A 16,862-nucleotide genomic window follows, 5' to 3' on the forward strand; every position below is an offset into this window, starting at 1 on the left:
ACACCGGGGCATTCGCCCTGGCCGGTTCGATCTCCCTGTTCGCAGGATTCATCGCACTGTTCCTGTCGCAACCCGGCAGGCCGAAACCCAAGGACATCAACCCCAATCCACAGCCCCTCGGTGAGGAGATGGCTTGATATGACGGCGGAATCCATCGCCGGTCCCCACGCGTCGGCCGATCGCGACGCACCGTACAGAGAGCTCACGGACGCGCGCGGTCGCGTCTACCGCATCGGCGAGAGCGACCGGGAGATCCTCGGCCGTCCCCGCTGGACGATGGTGGCGCTGCCGTGGGCGGCCATGCTCGCCATCAGCGTCTTCGAGTACGCCTTCGGAGCGGCCGAGGACACCCTGTCCGCCGCGCACCACTGGACGTCGTCGAACACGTTCTGGGTACTCAGCGTCTGGATCTTCTTCCAGGCCGGGGTCTCCTTCCCCGCGGGCAAGCTGCGCGAGAAGGGCATTCTGACCAGCAGGGCGGCGATGCTCACGGGATCGGTCCTGTCGCTGCTCGGCTTCGTCAGCCTCAGTCACGCGCCGAACGTGGCGGTGGCGATGGCCGGCTTCGGTCTGCTCGGCGGCGTCGGGTCGGGACTGATCTACTCGACCTGCGTGAACATGGTCGGCAAGTGGTATCCGGAGCGGCGCGGCGGCAAGACGGGCTTCGTCAACGGCGGATTCGCCTACGGAGCGGTGCCGTTCATCTTCCTGTTCTCGTACGGCTTCGACACATCCAACTACCGGACGGTGCTGGATCTCGTCGGCTTCTACGTGCTGGCCGTGACCCTGGTGGCGGGCCTGTTCTTCAAGGACCCCCCGAAGAACTGGTGGCCGGCCTCGGTGGATCCGCTGCGCCTCGACGGGGATCCCCGTACGGCGGTAGCGCTGGCCAAGAACCCTCCGGCGGCCCGTCAGTTCACTCCTGGAGAGGCACTGCGCACCGGAGTGATCCCCCTGATGTGGGTGGGCATGCTGTGCTGCGCGGGAGTGTCGATCTTCGGAATCTCGTTCCAGGTGCCGTTCGCGAAGGAGATGGGCTTCGGCCCGCTCATCGCGGCTTCGTCGATGGGCGTGATGTCGGTGATCAACGGCACGGGACGCGGCGTGGTGGGCTGGCTCTCGGACCGCATGGGCAGGCAGCAAACCCTGACGTACGTCTGTCTGGCGCTCGCGGTGGCGCAGTTCGGGGTGCTGTGGGCGGGCGAGATCCGCAATCAGCCGCTGTTCCTCGTCTTCGCGTTCCTGTCCGGCTTCGCCGGCGGCGCGTTCTATCCCCTGTTCGCGGCGCTGGTGCCGGACTACTTCGGAGAGAACAACAACGCCTCCAACTACGGCATGGTGTACAGCGCGAAGCTGGTGTCCGGGCTGTTCGGGGGCGGCGTGGGGGCGATGGTCGTGGACTCCTGGGGTTACGTCGGCGCCTATACGACCGCAGGGGTGGTCTCGTTGGTCGCGGCAGGCCTCTCCTTGCTGCTGCGCCAACCGGGGGCGCCACGCGCGCGTGAAGCCCTGGTCTAGCGTCCGCTTCGGTCACCTCCGGATGGGGCCCTTCCGCCGTCGGGCGGAGGGGCCCCGTCCGTGCTGCCGTACGGTCAGTCGCCGCAGCGCCCGGAGCGCAGCGAGTGCAGGTGCTCGCTGGACTTGCGGGCGAAGGCGTAGGACTCGGCCGGGTTGTCGTGCTCGGTCTGCCAGTGGTGGTAGCGGCGGCCGTGGTGGGTGCGGGAGGTCACCTTCGACAGGAACTTCTTGTAGTCGATGTCGCCGTCACCGACGTCCGTCATGCGGTAGCCGTCGTGGGCGTTCTCGTCGCGGATGCCGTCCTTGACGTGGAACAGCGGGTAGCGGTTCGGCTGCTTGAGCACGTAGTCGAGCGGTTCGAAGGGCGCGGGGGTGCCGTCGGGGCGTTTGCCGAACCGGAACTGGGCGCTGAACGCCCAGTAGATGTCCATCTCCAGGTACACGAAGTCGGGGTCTGTCTCGGCGAGCAGTACGTCGTAGAGCCGCACTTCCGGCTTGTCGGTGGCGAAGGAGAACTCCTCGGCATGGTTGTGCTGGTAGAACTTCATGCCGCGCTTGCGGGCCGCTTCGCCGTACGTGTTGAAGTCCTCCGCCGCACGCTTCCAGGCGTCGACGGTGGCGCCGTAACGGAAGGGGCCAGACGCGGTGCCGATGTGCTTCAGCCCGAGGGCCTCGGCGTCGTCGAGAACCTTGGTGAGGTTCTGCGCGAACGTGTAGGCGTTGGGATTGTTGTCGTCGTAATAGCCGACGTGCGAGCCGATGGGGTGCAGTCCGTGGTCCCGGGCCAGCGCCTTGAGCTGCGCGAGGGTGATGGCGCCTGCCGAGCCCTGGGTGTACCCGGCGAACTCGACCTCGTCGTACCCGTACTTCTCCAACTCGGCGAAGACCGGCGCGAATCCGACCGTCGAGATTCCGTCGCGCAGGCTGTAGAGCTGGATGCCGAGCCGGCCCGGCGGCAGGACCGGATGCCCCTTGCCGTGGCCGCGTCCCGTGGCGGGTGCGGCGGCGGCCGTCGGGGCGACGGCGCCCACGAGCGCCGCGGCGGTGGCCCCGGCTGCCACGCCGAGCATGCCGCGTCGGCTGAGTCTGCGGGCGAGTTCGGGATCGGTGGCGGATGCCTGGTGGCTCATGTGGTTCTCCTCGGCAGGGTCAGGGGCGCGTCAGGGATGGGTTCGAAGAACGGATCAGGGATCGCTGGGGGTCGGACCCTGATGGCAGGGCCCGAGCTGTCTGGTTCAGTGGAGATCAAGCAGATTCAGCGACGCGGGCAGGCAGACATCAGCGCAGGCCCGCAAGGTCGAGCAGGAGTGATTTCACATCGGTGGCCGCGACGCGGCCGCTGACGGCGCGGGGGGTGGAGCACAGAATGAGCGGACTTTCGTCCTCGCTCGTGGGGAGGCGGCCATGGCTGCCGCGAATAGGTGACGGGTCCAGCGGCACGACCGCCATGCGGTAGCGCATGCCGAGCTTCTTGCGGGCCAACGCGCCCGCGGCCTTGACGCGGACGTAGGGGTCCTCGGGGTCCATGAAGAGCTCGACGGGGTCGTAGCCGGGTTTGCGGTGGATCTCGACGAGCTGCGCGAAGTCGGGCGTGCGGGCGTCGTCGAGCCAGTAGTAGTACGTGAACCAGGCGTCCGGCTCCGCGAGGGCGACGAGTTCGCCGGAGCGCGGGTGGTCCAGGTGGTGTGCCTTCTTGCCTTCGTCGTCGAGGAGTTGCTCGATGCCGGGAACGTCCTCAAGGGCGGCGCGGGTTGCCTCGAGGTCTTCCGGGCGGCGGACGTAGACGTGGGCGATCTGGTGGTCGGCGACGGCGAAGGCGCGGGACGCCATCGGGTCGAGGTACTCCATGCCGTCCTGGGTGTGCACCTCAAGGAGGCCGGCGCGGCGCAGGACCCGGTTGATGTCGACGGACCGGCTCACCCGGGTGATGCCGTACTCGGAGAGGGCGACGACGGTCCGTCCCTCGGCCTTCACGTCGTCGAGGAGCGGGGCGATGGTCGCGTCCAGGTCGGCGGCCGCCCGGAAGGAGCGCGGGTCGTCGGGGCCGAAGCGCTGCAGGTCGTAGTCGAGATGAGGGAGGTAGCACAGGGCCAGGTCGGGGTGGCGGGTATCGATGACGTGCCGGGTGGCGTCCACGATCCAGCGGCTGGACACGATGTCGGCGCCGGGTCCCCAGAAGTGGAAGAGGGGGAAGGTGCCGAGCTTCTCGGTGAGTTCGTCGTGGAGGGCCGGTGGCCGGGTGTAGCAGTCGGGTTCTTTGCGGCCGTCGGCGTAGTACACGGGGCGGGGGGTGATGGTGAAGTCGGTGTCGGCGCCCATGGCGTACCACCAGCAGATGTTGGCGACGGTGTAGCCGGGGTGGGCACGGCGGGCGGCGTCCCACAGCTTGTCGCCGGAGACGAGGCCGTTGTGCTGCCGCCACAGAAGTACGTCGCCGAGCTCGCGGAAGTACCAGCCATTGCCGACGATGCCGTGTTCGGCGGGGGTGGTGCCCGTGAGGAAGGTGGACTGGGCGACGCAGGTGACGGCGGGCAGGACAGTGCCGAGCGGTGCTCGGGACCCGGACTGGCCGAGCGCTTTGAGGTGCGGCATGTGGTCGAGGAGGCGCGGGGTGAGGCCGACGACGTCCAGGACCAACAGGGGGGTCGGGGTCATGGCAGTTCCTTGAGGCCGAGGTCGGTCAGGAGGTCGCGGGCGAGGGCGAGTTCGGCGGCGATGCCCTCGGCGAGCTGGGAGCGGCCGCGCGGGCGCAGTGCGGGCGGGAGGGCCTGCCAGGTGTAGGTCTCGACCTCTAGATGACGGGTCAGCGGGGTGGGTCCGCCGACGAGCCGGGCCAGGACGTCCTGGAGCACGGGAAGCGTGGAGGTGAGGGGCGCGGCGGGGGCCGCGTGCAGGGGGACGTGGAAGTGGGCGCGCCAGGGTGCCGTGTCGGGCAGCGTGCCGGCGGTGAGGGCGTCGCCGAGGTCGTCGGTGCCGCGCAGGCCCGCGGTGGTCAGGGTGCGGGTCTGGTGGAGGAAGCGGGGTTCGTCGAAGGCCGCCAGTGCTTCGCGTACCTCGGGGAGATGGGGGTGTTCGGCATGGAGCGCGGCGGACAGCTGCGACTTGACGACGGGGACGCCCGCGACGGCGAGGGCGTCGAGTGCGGTCGTCGGGTCCTCGAAGGAGGTGGCGAGATGGCAGGTGTCGACACAGACGCCGATGCGGTCGTGGCCGACCGCGGTGAGAGGGGAGATGGCGTCGGCGGTCGTCTCGACGGTGCAGCCGGGTTCGGGTTCGAGGCCGATGCGGATCGACCGTCCGGTGAGCTCGGTGAGGGCGTCGAGGCGCTGGGCGAGCGTGGTCAGGGCCGTGCGGGCGGTCTCGGCGTGGGTGGCGTCGAACGGGGCGCGCCAGGCGAGCGGAAGGGTGGAGATGGTGCCTTCGGTGACATCGTCGGGGAGCAGGGCGGCGAGCAGCCGGGCCAGATCGGTGGTGTGGCTCAGACGTTCCGGGTCGGTCCAGTCCGGCTTGTACACGCGGTACTTGACCTGTTCGGCGCCGAACCCCTCATAGGGGAAGCCGTTGAGAGTGACGACTTCGAGGCCGCGCCTGTCGAGTTCGGCGCGCAGGCCGCGCAGCGCGGCCGGGTCAGTGACCAGGGCATGGGCTGCGTCCCTGGCGAGCCACAGCCCGATGCCGATGCGGTCCCTGCCGAGCCGTTTGCGCACGGGCTCGCAGTGGTCGCGGAGCTGGGCGAGGACGCCGTCGAGGGTCTCGGCCGGGTGGACGTTCGTGCAGTAGGCGAGGTGGACGGTGGAACCGTCGGGGTGCCGGAAGCGCATGGTTCACGACCCTCCGCGCAGAATGGAGTTTCCCTCGTGGGTGGTGGCGTCCGGTTCCCGCACGTCGAGCTGGAGGCGGCCGCTGAGGCCGTAGAAGGCCACGGGGTTGCGCCACAGCACGAGGTCGACGTCGTCCTCGTCGTACCCGGCCGACAGCATGGCGTCGGCGACCTTGCGGGTCTTGAGGGGATCGCTCTTTCCCCAGTCGGCGGCGGAGTTGATGAGCACCCGGTCGGGCCCGACGTCACGCAGGATCTCGATCATGCGCTCCTCGTCCATCTTGGTGTCGGGATAGACGGAGAAGCCCAGCCAGCAGCCGCTGTCCTTGGCCTCCTTGACGGTTGTCTCGTTGAGGTGGTCGATCAGGACACGGTCGATCGGGAGGGCGGACGCGCGGATGGCGTCGATGGTGCGGCGCAGGCCCGCGAGTTTGTCGCGATGCGGGGTGTGCACGAGAGCGGGCAGCTCGTAATCGGCGGCGAGCTGCAGCTGGGTGGCGAGTGCGGAGTCCTCGGCCGCGGTCATGGAGTCGTAGCCGATCTCCCCGACGGCGACGACGTTGTCCTTGACGAGATAGCGGGGCAGCTCTGCGAGGACGGGCGTGCAGCGGGGGTCGTTCGCCTCCTTGGGGTTGAGGGCGATCGTGCAGTGGTGGGCGATGCCGTACTGGGCGGCACGGAAGGGTTCCCAGCCGAGGAGGGAGTCGAAGTAGTCGAAGAAGGAGGCGGGCGCCGTACGGGGCTGGCCGAGCCAGAAGGCGGGTTCCACGACCGCACGGACACCGGCGGCGTACATCGCCTGATAGTCGTCGGTGGTGCGGGAGGTCATGTGGATGTGGGGATCGAAGATGCGCATCAGGGCTCCTACTCCTCGCCGGTCACAGGGCCCGCGGGGGCCGAGGGAGCCGCCGGGGCCGCGGTGGGCCCGGGGGCGGCCAGAGACAGGACGCGTTGCAGGTCGCCGGGGACGGGGCGGCCGGCCGCGGTCCGCTCACTCGCGTAGTCGCCGAGCATCCGGGCGAGTTCGGCGTCACCGCGGGCGCGTCTCGGCAGGTCGGCGACGGCGTCCACGGGGACGCCGGTGAACAGGCACTTGAGGACGGCGTGACGCCAGTCGTGCGGGGCGAGGTGCGCGGCGGCATACGGGCCGACGGCGGCGGCGACCAGCCGGGTGTCGTTGGTGCGCAGGGCGTCCTCGACCAACGGGAGCGTCTCGGGGCCGGGTACCAGGTGGGGCAGGGCGTGCAGGACGGCGCGGCGCTCGGCGGCGGTGCCTTGTGCGTAGACGCGAGTGAGAGTGGCGGTGGTCGCGTTCGCCGCGTGCAGGAGCAGGATGCGGGCGGCGTCCGCGTGGTCGGGGCCACACCGGCGCCCGGCCTCGGCGAACCTCAACTCCCATGTGGGGACGGGCCCCTGCCTCTCCCTCTCCGGTCGCCCACTGTGCGCCGCCGCCTCGGCGACGGCCTGGTCGAGCCACGCCCGGGCGGCTCCGCCGAGGTCGGCTTCGAGGCGAGCGCGGAGGGCGACGATCCCGGGGGTGTCGTGCGCGGGGGTGTCGTGCTCGGGAGTGCCGGTCACGAGGCGCCTCCTTCGGCGGATGCGACGGCAGCGGCCACGGGGTGTGCGCCGCGATGCCGCTGGGTTCGCCCGCCACCCCCGGCGGTGGCGGTCGCGGCCGCGCGGTGGAGGAAGTCGATGGACCGGGTGGCGAGTTCGGGGCCCGCGTGGGAGTGGCGAGGCAGCTCGACGACGGTCAGTCCCTGGTAGCCACTGGCGGCCAGGGCCTCGAGGACGGGCGGGAAGTCGATCTCTCCGTCCCCGAAGGGAAGGTGTTCGTGGACGCCGCGGCGCATGTCCTCGATCTGGACGTGCCGCAGCCAGGGCGCGGCGGCTCGTACGCAGTCCGCGGGAGGGAGCGGTTCGAGGCACTGGCAGTGACCGATGTCGAGGGTGAGGCCGAGGAGGTGGGGATCAGGGTCGTCGAGCTCGTGCCGCAGACGGTGGAAGTCGGCGAGTGAGGAGAGGAAGTGGCCGGGTTCCGGCTCGACCGCCAGCGGGACACCGGCGCCCGACGCGGCGTCCAGCACGGGGCCGAGAGCGTCGGCGAGGCGTCGCCAGGCGGTGTCCTCCGAGGTGTCCGCCGGGATCGTGCCGCTGAAGCAGTGCACGGCATGGGCTCCCAGGTCCGCGGCAACTTGGACGGCGCGGATCAGCAGGCTGACACGGTCGGAGCGCAGTTCCGGATCGGGGTCGAGGAGGGAGGGGCCGTGTTTGCGGCGCGGGTCCAGGACGTAGCGGGCGCCTGTTTCGACGGTGGCGGTCAGACCGAGGCTGTCGAGTCTGCGGGCCACCTTGCGGGTACGGGCGGCGAGATCGGGGGCGAGGGGGTCGAGGTGCATGTGGTCGAGGGTCAGACCGACGCCGGCATAGCCGAGGTCGGCGAGGAGACCGAGGGCGTCGTCGAGGCGCAGGTCGGTGAGGCCGTTGGTGCCGTAGCCGAACCGGAGGCCACCGGGGGGCGGGCTGGGGTGCCGTGGAGTGGTTCCGGTGATTTCCCTGGTTCTGCTGGTCCTGCTGGTCCTGCTGGTCCTGCTGGCCCCGCTGGCCTCGTTGGTCCCGCTGGCCTCGTTGGTCCCGCTGGCCTCGTTGGTCCCGCTGGCTCCGTTAGTCCCGCTGATTCCACTGGTTCCGCTCATGTGACGCTCACCTTCCGTGCGAACTTCCGGGCGGCGGGGGCGAGGGCGGCGGTCAGCAGAGCGGTGCCCGGGGCGCCGGCGCGGGCGGCGAGCGCGGCCTGCAACGGAATCATGGCGCGGATCCCACCGCCGACGGCGCGCTGGGTGAGGGGAGGTGACGGGTTGAGGACGGCGTGGAAGAGGGGCTTCGCGGCGGTGCCGACGTAGGCGAGGGCCAGCGCGGCGGGGAGGGAGTGCCGGGCGGCGCGGAAGGCGGTGCCGATGGTCGTGCTGGCGACCGGCCTGTGGGCGACCTGGCGTCCCAGGGAGCGGGCCTTCCGGTCCGAAAGGCTGCCCCACCCACCCAGGACTCCGCCCTGCCTGTCCAGGACCCCGCCTCGCCCCCGCCGGACACCGCCCCGCCCACCCCAGCCGTTAGCCTCACCGTGGAGGGAAGGCCAGCCGCCTCCCACCAGCCATGCCAGTGCCGTCGTCACCGTCAGCGCGGCAAGCGGCGCGGCCGAGGAGCCGCCCTGGGCCTCGCGGCGGGAGACCGCGGTGACGGCGAGGGTGTGGGCGGCGAGGGCGCCCGCGGAGGCTGCCGCTGCCTTGCTGCTCCGGCCACCGTCCGGGCCCGGGCCCGCCGTGGCGGTCGCGCCGAGGAGCAGGTCGAGGCCGCGTGCGGCGGCCATGGCTCCCGGCCCTGCGGGCGTGTGCTTCAGGCCGAGGTCGTAGGCCCACACCGCCGCGGCCAGGGCGCCCGCCGTCGCCAGGGACGACCGCCCCGCGCGGGAGGCGAGGGTCAGGCCCGCGGCCGTGAGGGCGGTTGCCGCGGCGAGGGCGGCGGGGGGTGCGATGCGGCCGGAAGGGAGGGGGCGTTCGGGGCGTTCGACGGCGTCCTCGGCGCGGTCCGCCCAGTCGTTGAGGGCCATGCCGGCCTCGTACAGGCAGAGGGAGGAGCCGATGGCAAGGAGAGTGCGGCGGTTAGGGCGCAGGCTGGTCACCGCCGCTCCCGCGAGGGCGTCGCCGGGGACGGTGAACAGGGCGGGGACGCGGAGGAGTTCGGCCCAGGCACGCGCGGTGGCGTTCACGACGCGTCACCCGCCGGTACGGCGCCCCAGAGCGCCACTGCCCCGCTTATCCCGCCTACTCCATAAATCCTGCATGGCCCGCCTACCCCTGCTATCCCACTCAACCCACTCAACCAACTCATCCCACTCCCCCCGCTCATCGCTCATCGCCCAACAGCGCCGCGAACTCGACCAGTGCCACGTACTGCTCGCCCAGTGCTGATGGTGCGCCGGGGTCCGGGTCCTTGAAGTAGAAGGCCAGGGCGGGGAGTGCGCCGGAGAGGCCGCGTTCGTGGGCGCGGGAGATCAGGCGAGCCAGGTCCAGGACCAGGGGGGCCGCGAGGGCCGAGTCGCAGCCCTGCCAGGTGGTCTGCAGGACCATGCGGGTGCCGAGGAAACCGTCGAAGGCGATGTGGTCCCAGGCCGTCTTCCAGTCGCCGAGGGAGGGCACGTCGTCGATGTGGACCTCGCCCTCGGGGGCGGCGCCCAGCGTGTCGGCGAGGACGCGTTCCTTGCCCGCGTTCTTCGCGGCCGCGGCCGCCGGATCGGCGAGGGCGGCGCCGTCCCCGCCGCCCAGCAGGTTCGTGCCGGACCAGGCCCGGACAGCGAGTGCCCGTTGCGCGAACATCGGGCCGAGCACCGAGCGCAGCAAGGTCTGGCCGGTCTTGCCGTCCCGGCCCGCGTGGGGGAGGCCGCAGGTGCGTACCGCCTCGGTGAGGCGGGGGTGGTGCAGGCCCGTGGAGGGGGTGAAGTTCACGTAGGGGCAGCCGGCGCGCAGCGCTGCCGCCGCGTAGAGGGAGCTGGCGGGGAGGCGCTCGTCGCTGTCGGAGGGGCGCGGTTCGGTCGAGGCGACGTTCACCACCACCGCGCGGGCCAGCCCCCGGCGGCGTACGAAGTCGCGCAGGTCCGCGGCGAAGGCGTCGATGAGCTCGTCGTCGCTGCGGGTGTCACCCGGCTGCGGGCCGCCGGGGCGTATCTCGGCGTCCGCGGCGGCGAGTTCGGCGCGTACGGCCGAGGGGAGGCCGTGCGGCAGGACGCCGCCCGCGGCGAGTTCCTCGGCGCGTTTGGGCAGCGGGCAGCTGATGGTGTCGTGGCCGCCGAAGACGAGGGAGGGCAAGGTGGGCAGGCCGCGGTCCAGGAAGGGCCGCGTCTCGGTGACCATGCCGGTGGGCGCGTGGAGTCCGGCTGTCAGCGCCGCGCAGCCCGCGACGGCCGTGGTCGCGACAGAGCCGCGCGCCCCGATCAGCCAGACCCCGACGGGAGAGGCCCCTGCGGGGGAAGGGGAGAGCGCGGATGTAGGGGTCGCGGATGTAGAGGTCGCGGATGTGGACACGGCTGCCTCCTGCCATGGCTCAGGAGCTCGGAAGGACACGACTCGGGAGCTCGCGGAACGTGAGTGCGGTGCAAGACGGCGGGCGGAGGTCCGGCGTCCTCCGCCCGCCGCCGTCTAGCGACCCACGCCCGGACCGGTCGGTGCGGGTGGGGCGAAGTGGCGCGACGGCAGGTCCTTCAGCCGGATGTTCCGGAAGGAGACCTCGTCGCCGTCGCCGTGGTTCTGGAGGCCGATGTGGCCCTGGAGCAGGCTTCGTGCCGGATCGGTGTTGGTGTAGTCGTTGATCTGCACGCCGTTGAGGTAGATGCAAAGGCGTTCGCCCTCGACGCGGATCTCGTAGGTGTTCCACTCCCCCGGCGGGTTGAGTGCCTTGTCGCGCTTCTTCAGGTCGGCGGACCGGAAGCCGTAGACGGAGCCCGTGGTCTTCTCGGGGACGTCGGTGGCGTCGATCTGGATCTCGTAGCCGTTGTTCACGGCCGACCAGGGGTCGTCGGAGGGCGGGAAGCCGACGAAGATCCCGGAGTTGTCGTCCCCGGCCGCCCGCCAGTCGAGCTTGAGCGAGTACGAGCCGAGTTCGCGCCGGTCGTACCAGAGCATGCCCATGCCGCCCGTGGTCGTGAGCGTTCCGTCGTCCTGATTGAGTGCGAAGGAGCCGGGCCCCGCCTGTTTCCAGCCCTCCAGGGAGGCCGCCGTGCCGTCGAAGAGCGTCGTGTAGCCCTTCTCGGGCCGGCAGTCGGCCTGGGCCGCGCCGACCGCCCACCGTATGCCGCCCAACAGGTGCTTGCGGAAGGCCGGTTCGGCGAACGACTCCTTGGTGTGGCCGCCGCCCGTGTAGAAGGAGCGGCCGCCCTCGTAGCTCTGGCACCAGGCGATGGGGTGGTCCCCCGACATGGTGCCGCCGGTGTACGACGACTCGTCGAGCGTGGCGAGCACGCGGGCCCGCTCGCGGGGATTGGAGCGGTAGTTGTACCACTCGTCGGTGCGGTCCCAGGTGCCGGCGCCCAGGTGGGCGGTGGCCGGGTGCGCGTGGTCATCCACGTGCACCTTCGCGGGCTGGATCGCGGGGTGCGACTGGAAGTACGCGCCCGCGAGCCCACCGTAGAAGGGCCAGTCGTACTCGGTGTCGGCGGCGGCGTGCACGCCCACGTAGGCGCCGCCGCCGCGGATGTACTGTTCGAACGCCGCCTGCTGGCGGGCGTCCAGGACGTCGCCGGTGGTGGAGAGCCAGACCACGGCGTCGTACCGGGCGAGGTTCTTGGCCGTGAAGGCCTTTGCGTCCTCGGTCGCGTCGACGGCGAAGCCGTTCTCCGCGCCCAGTTCCTTGACGGCCGCGACGCCCGCGGGGATCGAGTCGTGCCGGAACCCGGCGGTCTTGGAGAAGACGAGCACGCGCTCGCCGTCCCGGTCCTGCCCCGGTTCGGAGGACGCCGGTCCCGACGCGCATCCGATGAGCAGGGCGGCCACTGCCGTCGCGGTGATGATGCGGGCACGTGCGCGCATCGCGGTCACCCCTTCCGGCCGGTGACGGCCTTGGTGGTGAGGGTGAAGTCGTCCACGTCGTACAGCGCTCCGGTGCCCGGGCCCTTGAAGACCAGGTACAGGGTCGTGGTTCCCGTCGGCGGCTTCGTGATCGCGGTGCTGACGTCGGTGTACGTCTCCCACGAGCCGGTCGGCGCGACCTTCGCGGAGCCGAGGAGCCTGCCCGTCGCCGATCCGCTGCGTACTTCCAGGGTGCCACCGGAACCGGCGGAGGCTACGCGTGCGGTCATCTTGGTGACGTTGCCGAGGATGTACGGCTTGAAGGAGACCCAGTCGCCGTTGTGGATGTCGCCGACGGTCTTGCCGCCGTGCGCGGGGGTGTGGTTGATCACGGAGACGCCCTTGGAGTCGCCGTAGTGCTCGCCCTGGCGGTGCTTGGGCTGGACGATGCTCTGGTCGTGGGTGGTCAGCGCGGGCTGTCCGTTGGCGCCCTTGTCCGTGTATTCGGCGTCGAAGACCCCGAAGATGTTGGCGTTGGGGTCGTGCTCGCCGTCGGCCGAGGTCTGCAGGGTGCCCTCACAGCCGTTGGCCGAGGTGACCGGGTGGCCGTGGCTGTCGTGGCCGAGGATGTGGGTGACCTTGACCTTGGTGCAGTCGATCGGGCCGTCCTCCTTGTCGGTCACCTTCACCTTGAAGGGCACCTTGTCGCCGAAGGTGAACAGCTGGCCGTCCCCGGGGAGTTCGAGGGTCACCTTGGGCGCGGTGTTGCCGACGGTGACGTGCGCGCTGGCCGAGCCGGTGCGTCCGGTGGAGTCCTTGACGGTGACGGTGGCGGCGTAGACGCCGTTCTTCTTGTACGTGTGCGTGGGGTTCTGCTGGGTCGACTTGCCGCCGTCGCCGAAGTCCCAGGCGTAGGTGAGCGTCCCGCCGTCGGCGTCGGTGGCCTTGGCGGTGAACTTCGTCCTGAGCGGCGCCTGGCCGCTGGTCACCGACGCGCTCGCCTCGACGACCGGCGAGTGGCCGTCGGTGGCGTTCTCGATGCGGAAGAGGGCGGAGTTCTCGTCGCCGTTGAAGTAGCCGGTGCCGTAGTCCAGGACGTACAGCGCGCCGTCGGGGCCGAAGGCCATGTCCATGACCTGGGTCCCGGTCCACGGGAACGCGTTGATCTTTGAAACGGTCCCGTCGGTGCCCTGCTCGATGCGCTTGATCCAGCGCCGGCCGAACTCACCGGCGAAGAAGTCGCCGTCGTACGCCTCGGGGAACTTCACCGGGGAGTCGTTGGCGGCGTCGTAGCGGTAGACGGGGCCGCCCATCGGGGACTCGGAGCCGGTGCCGAACTCGGGGACCGAGCCTCCGTCGTAGGGGATCCAGGCCTCCTGCGCGGGCGGCAGGTCGGTCAGGCCGGTGTTGTGCGGCGAGTCGTTCTTCGGGGCCGCGCAGTCGAAGGCCGAGCCGGAGGCGCCGGTCGCGAAGTCGTAGTCGATGTAGGCGTCGTTCTTGCCGGTGCAGTACGGCCAGCCGAAGTTGCCGGGCTTGGTGACGCGGGCGAACTCGACCTGGCCCCCGGGGCCGCGCTTGGGGTCGGCGGCGCCGGCGTCGGGGCCGTAGTCCCCCACGTACACCGTGCCGGTGGGCTTGTCGACGCTCATCCGGAAGGGGTTGCGGAAGCCCATCGCGTAGATCTCGGGACGGGTCTTCTCGGTGCCCTTGGCGAAGAGGTTGCCGTCCGGGACCGAGTAGGAACCGTCGTCGGCGACCTTGATGCGCAGGATCTTGCCGCGCAGGTCGTTGGTGTTGCCCGCGCTGCGCCGGGCGTCGAAGGCGGGGTTGCGGTTGGCCCGCTCGTCGATGGGCGTGTAGCCGTCCGACGCGAACGGGTTGGAGTCGTCGCCCGTCGAGAGGTAGAGGTTGCCGTCCTTGTCGAAATCGATGTCGCCGCCGACGTGGCAGCAGATGCCGCGGTTCGCGGGGACGTCGAGGACCTTCTTCTCGCTGGCGGCGTCGAGGGTGCCGTCGTCCTTCAGGACGAAGCGGGAGAGGCGGTTCACGCCGTCGAACTTCTTGAAGTCCTCGGCCGTGCCGTTCTCCGGGGCGTCGCCGGCCGGGGTGTCCAGCGGGGGCGCGTAATAGAGGTAGATCGCGTGGTTCTCGCTGAACTTCGGGTCGATGCCGACGCCCTGGAGACCCTCTTCGTCGTGGGAGTAGACGGGTATCTTGCCCGCGACCTTGGTGTCGCCCGCCGCGTTCGTCAGGCGCAGCGTGCCGTCGCGGGAGGTGTGCAGGACCGAGCGGTCCGGGAGCACGGCGAGCGTCATGGGCTCGCCCATCTCCGGCTCGCCCTTGGCGAGTGTGACCTGCTGGAAGTCCTCGGCGGCGGGGGCGGCCGCCGAGGGCGGGTCCGCGGGGACGGCGCCGGCCTGCGGTACGGCGAGGGTGAGGCTGGCGCCGGTGAGCACGGTGCCGGTCAGCAGGGCGAGCGTCGTGCGGAGTCTGGGGCGTTTCCTGTGCACGGGTTCCTCCGGAAGGGGGGACGGTCGTACGGGGTGGGTGCGCCGTGCGCCGGGGTGCGCCGTCACCCCGGAACGTTCATGTCCTGTACACCTCATGGACGGTAGCCACGTTTGTCCCGGGCGAAAAGCCCTTACGCAGCACGTAAGTTGAACTTTTTCCTGTCAATGGACAAACATCAGGTTCAGTCGGACCGGTCGGAGCCGCCGAACGCCGCGTCGAACGACGCCGTCGGCGCCTCGAAGTCGAACGCCTTCAGATGCGCCAGAGCCTCCGGTGCGCCCTGCAGCCGGTCCATGCCCGCGTCCTCCCACTCCACCGAGACGGGACCTTCGTACGCGATGGAGCGCAGCATCCGGAAGACGTCCTCCCAGGGGACGTCGCCGTGGCCCGCCGACACGAAGTCCCAGCCGCGGCGCGGGTCGCCCCACGGCAGGTGCGAGCCGAGGCGGCCGTTGCGGCCGTCGAGACGGCGCCGGGCCTCCTTGCAGTCGACGTGGTAGATGCGGTCGCGGAAGTCGTAGAGGAAGGTGACCGGGTCCAGGTCCTGCCAGACGAAATGGGACGGGTCGAAGTTCAGTCCGAAGGCGGCGCGGTGGCCGACGGCCTCCAGAGCCTTGTGCGTGGTCCAGTAGTCGTACGCGATCTCGGACGGGTGCACTTCGTGGGCGAACCGCACGCCTTCCGCGTCGAAGACGTCCAGGATCGGGTTCCAGCGCTCGGCGAAATCCTCGTAGCCGCGCTCGATCATCGACTCCGGAGCGGGCGGGAACATCGCGACCAGATGCCAGATCGACGAGCCCGTGAAGCCGACGACCGTCTCGACACCGAAGGCCGCGGCCGCCCGCGCGGTGTCCCTGATCTCCGCGGCGGCACGCTGCCGCACGCCTTCCGCCTCGCCGTCGCCCCAGATCCGGGCGGGCAGGATCGCCTGGTGCCGCTCGTCGATGATCGCGTCGCAGACGGCCTGGCCGACGAGGTGGTTGGAGATGGCCCAGCACGTGAGCCCGTACTTGTCGAGCAGCGCGTGCCGACCGTCCAGGTAGGCCGGGTCGGCGAGCGCCTTGTCGACCTCGAAGTGATCGCCCCAGCAGGCGAGTTCGAGGCCGTCGTAGCCGAAGTCGCGGGCGAGGCGGCAGACCTCTTCGAGCGGCAGGTCGGCCCACTGGCCGGTGAAGAGCGTGAACTGGCGCGGCATGGCGGAGCCTCCTCAGGCAGGGATCGACGTGTAGACGGAGTTCTTCGCGGCGCTCTCCTCCACGGCGGCGAGCACCCGCTGCACGCAGAGACCGTCGGCGAAGGAGGGTTCGGGCCGTCCCCCGGTGGCGATGGCGTGCAGCAGGTCGCGGGCCTGGTGGACGAAGGTGTGCTCGTAGCCGAGCCCGTGGCCCGGCGGCCACCAGCCCTCCAGATACGGGTGGTCGGGCTCGGTCACGAGGATGCGGCGGAAGCCGGACGAGGCGGCGGGCTCGGTGTGGTCGTGGAAGAAGAGCTCGTTCATCCGCTCCAGATCGAAGGCCAACGAGCCAGCGGATCCGTTCAGTTCGACCCGCAGCGCGTTCTTGCGGCCCGCGGCGAAGCGGGTGGCCTCGAAGGAGGCGAGAGCGCCGGACGGGAAGCGGCCCGTGAAGAGCGCCGCGTCGTCGACGGTGACCGTGCCGAGCCGGCTGCCGCCCGCCGCGGTGAGCCCGCTGGACGCGCCCTCGAGGAGCGGCCGTTCGCGCACGAAGGTCTCGGTGAGCGCCGACACCCCCGCCACCGGCTCCCCCACCAGGAACTGCGCCAGATCCACAATGTGGGCCCCCAGGTCACCGAGCGCCCCCGAGCCCGCCCGGTCCTTCCGCAGTCGCCAGGTGAGCGGGAACTCCGCGTCCACCAGCCAGTCCTGAAGGTACGTCAGGCGCACGTGCCGCAGCGCACCGAGCCTGCCTTCGGCGACCATGCGCCGGGCGAGCGCGAGAGCGGGTACGCGGCGGTAGTTGAAGCCGACCATGGCGACCTGCCCCCGGGCACGCGCCCGTTCGGCGGCCTCGGCCATCGCCTCGGCCTCCTCGACGGAGTTCGCCAGGGGCTTCTCGCACAGCACGTGCTTGCCCGCCTCCAGGGCGGCGAGGGCGATCTCCGCGTGACTGTCGCCCGGTGTGCAGATGTCGACGAGGTCGACGTCGTCCCGGGCGATCAGGGCGCGCCAGTCGGTCTCGGCGGCGGCCCAGCCGAGCCGGTCGGCGGCGGCGCGCACGGCGCCGCCGTCACGCCCGCAGACGGCCGAGAGCACCGGACGCACCGGCAGCTCGAAGACACGCCCCACGGTGCGCCAGCCCTGGGAGTGGGCGGCACCCATGAAGGCGTAGCCGATCATGCCCACTCCCAGGGGCCGCTTGCCTTCCGGCTCGGCGTCGGCCCCGGTCTCGGTTCCCGTCTCACGCATGCGGTACTCCTCCTCGTAATCGCTCGGTGGG

Annotated in this window: 13 protein-coding genes; 1 reads left to right on the forward strand and 12 read right to left on the reverse strand. The window is 70.9% G+C overall.

The features are described 5' to 3' along the window. Nucleotides 1-138 precede the first annotated feature (138 nt). Nucleotides 139-1,518, forward strand: a complete 1,380-nt coding sequence (locus ACFVYL_RS01350; protein WP_389712215.1) for an OFA family MFS transporter — start codon at nt 139-141, stop codon at nt 1,516-1,518. Between the two features lie 74 nt (nt 1,519-1,592). On the opposite strand, the gene ACFVYL_RS01355 is transcribed toward ACFVYL_RS01350, so the two are convergent. The 12 genes from ACFVYL_RS01355 to ACFVYL_RS01410 all read right to left on the reverse strand — a co-directional run bounded on the left by ACFVYL_RS01355 (nt 1,593) and on the right by ACFVYL_RS01410 (nt 16,831). Then, on the reverse strand, nt 1,593-2,648 hold the full coding sequence (locus ACFVYL_RS01355) for a sugar phosphate isomerase/epimerase family protein (protein ID WP_389712216.1): 1,056 nt from the start codon (nt 2,646-2,648) through the stop codon (nt 1,593-1,595). Nucleotides 2,649-2,796: 148 nt separating this feature from the next. Further along, nucleotides 2,797-4,173 carry an alkaline phosphatase family protein gene (locus ACFVYL_RS01360; RefSeq protein ID WP_389712217.1) on the reverse strand — a complete coding sequence of 459 codons (1,377 nt, stop codon included), beginning with the start codon at nt 4,171-4,173 and terminating at the stop codon, nt 2,797-2,799. Next, nucleotides 4,170-5,339 (reverse strand): metabolite traffic protein EboE, encoded by a 1,170-nt coding sequence (eboE, locus tag ACFVYL_RS01365; protein WP_389712218.1) that lies wholly within the window; start codon nt 5,337-5,339, stop codon nt 4,170-4,172. The genes ACFVYL_RS01360 and eboE overlap by 4 nt, the downstream gene beginning before the upstream one ends. A 3-nt stretch (nt 5,340-5,342) precedes the next feature. Next, complete coding sequence (locus tag ACFVYL_RS01370) at nt 5,343-6,194, reverse strand: TatD family hydrolase (protein WP_389712219.1); 852 nt, start codon at nt 6,192-6,194, stop codon at nt 5,343-5,345. 8 nt (nt 6,195-6,202) lie between these two features. Beyond that, complete coding sequence (locus ACFVYL_RS01375; RefSeq protein ID WP_389712220.1) at nt 6,203-6,916, reverse strand: EboA domain-containing protein; 714 nt, start codon at nt 6,914-6,916, stop codon at nt 6,203-6,205. Further along, on the reverse strand, nt 6,913-8,034 hold the full coding sequence (locus ACFVYL_RS01380) for a sugar phosphate isomerase/epimerase family protein (RefSeq protein WP_389712221.1): 1,122 nt from the start codon (nt 8,032-8,034) through the stop codon (nt 6,913-6,915). Before ACFVYL_RS01380 ends, ACFVYL_RS01375 begins: the two co-directional genes overlap by 4 nt. After that, on the reverse strand, nt 8,031-9,104 hold the full coding sequence (locus ACFVYL_RS01385) for an SCO3242 family prenyltransferase (protein ID WP_389712222.1): 1,074 nt from the start codon (nt 9,102-9,104) through the stop codon (nt 8,031-8,033). Before ACFVYL_RS01385 ends, ACFVYL_RS01380 begins: the two co-directional genes overlap by 4 nt. A gap of 136 nt (nt 9,105-9,240) precedes the next feature. After that, nucleotides 9,241-10,329, reverse strand: a complete 1,089-nt coding sequence (locus tag ACFVYL_RS01390; RefSeq protein ID WP_389712444.1) for an inositol-3-phosphate synthase — start codon at nt 10,327-10,329, stop codon at nt 9,241-9,243. A gap of 201 nt (nt 10,330-10,530) precedes the next feature. Continuing rightward, nucleotides 10,531-11,916, reverse strand: coding sequence for a ThuA domain-containing protein (locus ACFVYL_RS01395; RefSeq protein ID WP_389712223.1), 1,386 nt, complete (start codon nt 11,914-11,916; stop codon nt 10,531-10,533). Between the two features lie 5 nt (nt 11,917-11,921). Continuing rightward, nucleotides 11,922-14,405, reverse strand: a complete 2,484-nt coding sequence (locus ACFVYL_RS01400) for a PQQ-dependent sugar dehydrogenase (protein ID WP_389712224.1) — start codon at nt 14,403-14,405, stop codon at nt 11,922-11,924. Between the two features lie 182 nt (nt 14,406-14,587). Next, the gene (locus ACFVYL_RS01405) at nt 14,588-15,601 is read right to left on the reverse strand and encodes a sugar phosphate isomerase/epimerase family protein (RefSeq protein WP_389712225.1); all 1,014 of its coding nucleotides are present in this window, start codon (nt 15,599-15,601) and stop codon (nt 14,588-14,590) included. A 12-nt stretch (nt 15,602-15,613) separates the two neighbouring features. After that, nucleotides 15,614-16,831 (reverse strand): Gfo/Idh/MocA family protein, encoded by a 1,218-nt coding sequence (locus tag ACFVYL_RS01410; RefSeq protein ID WP_389712226.1) that lies wholly within the window; start codon nt 16,829-16,831, stop codon nt 15,614-15,616. Nucleotides 16,832-16,862: the final 31 nt, after the last annotated feature.

The organism is Streptomyces sp. NPDC058308 (assembly GCF_042880275.1).
Classification (GTDB): Bacteria; Actinomycetota; Actinomycetes; order Streptomycetales; family Streptomycetaceae; genus Streptomyces.

Coding starts and splice junctions, on each gene's coding strand:
- ACFVYL_RS01370 (WP_389712219.1), bottom strand. CDS start 6,194: ATGCGCATCTTCGATCCCCACATCCACATGACCTCCCGCACCACCGAC.
- ACFVYL_RS01410 (WP_389712226.1), bottom strand. CDS start 16,831: ATGCGTGAGACGGGAACCGAGACCGGGGCCGACGCCGAGCCGGAAGGC.
- ACFVYL_RS01355 (WP_389712216.1), bottom strand. CDS start 2,648: ATGAGCCACCAGGCATCCGCCACCGATCCCGAACTCGCCCGCAGACTC.
- ACFVYL_RS01360 (WP_389712217.1), bottom strand. CDS start 4,173: ATGACCCCGACCCCCCTGTTGGTCCTGGACGTCGTCGGCCTCACCCCG.
- ACFVYL_RS01380 (WP_389712221.1), bottom strand. CDS start 8,034: ATGAGCGGAACCAGTGGAATCAGCGGGACTAACGGAGCCAGCGGGACC.
- eboE (WP_389712218.1), bottom strand. CDS start 5,339: ATGCGCTTCCGGCACCCCGACGGTTCCACCGTCCACCTCGCCTACTGC.
- ACFVYL_RS01405 (WP_389712225.1), bottom strand. CDS start 15,601: ATGCCGCGCCAGTTCACGCTCTTCACCGGCCAGTGGGCCGACCTGCCG.
- ACFVYL_RS01350 (WP_389712215.1), top strand. CDS start 139: ATGACGGCGGAATCCATCGCCGGTCCCCACGCGTCGGCCGATCGCGAC.
- ACFVYL_RS01395 (WP_389712223.1), bottom strand. CDS start 11,916: ATGCGCGCACGTGCCCGCATCATCACCGCGACGGCAGTGGCCGCCCTG.